General features: G+C 67.6%; 1 protein-coding gene. It reads left to right on the plus strand.

Annotation, left to right across the window (positions count from 1 at the left end; genetic code table 11):
- Positions 1–236 precede the first annotated feature (236 nt).
- Complete coding sequence (locus IQ210_RS46950; RefSeq protein ID WP_019076044.1) at positions 237–1433, plus strand: IS110 family RNA-guided transposase; 1197 nt, start codon at positions 237–239, stop codon at positions 1431–1433.
- The last annotated feature ends 20 nt before the right edge of the window (positions 1434–1453 follow it).

Genomic DNA, 1453 nt, shown 5'->3' on the forward strand with positions numbered 1-1453 from the left:
TCATGACGGCTCTACCTTCCTTCCTGGGTTCGCCCCAGCCATTCGTAGGGTTGTGGCACCCAGGGGAGCCGGGTGTGGCTTTCATGACGGTGCCGTTCATGGCTCAAGGAGCTTGGCCGCCCGGTTCCCCACGACGACTCGGCCGCCGATTGGGAACTGCGAACAGGTCGCTGTGTAGAGCAATGCCGGCGAGGTCGTCCGTGGTACGCACTGCACACACGACGAGCTGGAGCACGATGAGCCGGATATGGGCCGGGACCGACTGCGGAAAGACCCACCACCACTGCCTCGTCCTGGACAACGAGGGCGACGCGCTGTTGTCGCGGCGGGTGGCCAACGACGAGCCCGAACTGCTGAAGCTGATCGCAGACGTCCTGGACCTCGCCGACGGCCGCGCCGTCACCTGGGCGATGGACATGACCGGCGGTGAGCCCGCACTGCTGATCGCCCTGCTGGTCAACCACGGGCAGGAGCTGGTCTACCTCCCCGGTGTCGCTGTCAACCGGGCCGCGGACAGCTACCGCGGAGCAGGCAAGACCGACGCCCGGGACGCCCGCATCATCGCCGACCAGGCCCGCATGCGACGCGACCTCCAGCCGATCCGCCCTGACGACGACGCCACCGTGGAACTGCGGCTGCTGACCGAACGCCGTGTCGACCTGGTCGCCGAACGCACCCGCACCATCAACCGCCTCCGGTCCCTGCTGACCAGCATGTTCCCAGCCCTGGAACGCGCCCTGGACCTCGGGACCAGCGGGGCACTGCTGCTCCTGACGGGCTACCAGAGCCCGGCTGCGATCCGCCGGACCGGGCAGCGCCGACTGACCACCTGGCTGCGCAACCGCAAGGTCCGCGGAGCCGAAGCACTCGCGGCCAAGGCCGTCGAGGCCGCTGAGCGGCAGCACACCGCAGTCGCGGGTGAAACGGCGATCGCGAAGATGGTGCTCACCTTCACGAAGGAGGTGATGGCCCTCAACGAGAAGATCTCCGAGACGGACAAGCTCATAGAGGGCCGGTTTCGCGAGCACGAACTCGCCGAGGTGATCCAGTCCCTGCCCGGCATCGGCACGGTGCTCGGCGCCGAGTTCCTCGTTGCCGTCGGCGGCAGCCTGGATGCGTTCCCCAGTCCTGACCGCCTCGCCGCTTTCGCGGGAGTGACCCCCGCACCACGCGACTCCGGAAAGATCAGCGGCAATCTCCACCGCCCTCAGCGCTACCACCGGCGCCTTCAACGGGTCTTCTACACCTCGGCGTTGGTGAGCGTCCAGTTCGACCCCAACTCGCGCAAGTTCTACGACCGCAAGCGCGCGGAGGGCAAACGCCATACCCAGGCCGTGCTCGCTCTCGCCCGCCGACGCGTCAACGTCTTGTGGGCCCTGATCCGTGACCGACGGTGCTACCAAGTGGCACCCCCTGTCACCACTGCGGCTTGACTTCAGCATTGGGAAGCTCC

The organism is Streptomyces justiciae (genome assembly GCF_015163075.1).
Taxonomy (GTDB): Bacteria; Actinomycetota; Actinomycetes; order Streptomycetales; family Streptomycetaceae; genus Streptomyces; species Streptomyces justiciae.

Bases quoted from the DNA above. Each gene is read 5' to 3' on its own strand.
- IQ210_RS46950 (WP_019076044.1), top strand. From the start codon at position 237: ATGAGCCGGATATGGGCCGGGACCGACTGCGGAAAGACCCACCACCAC.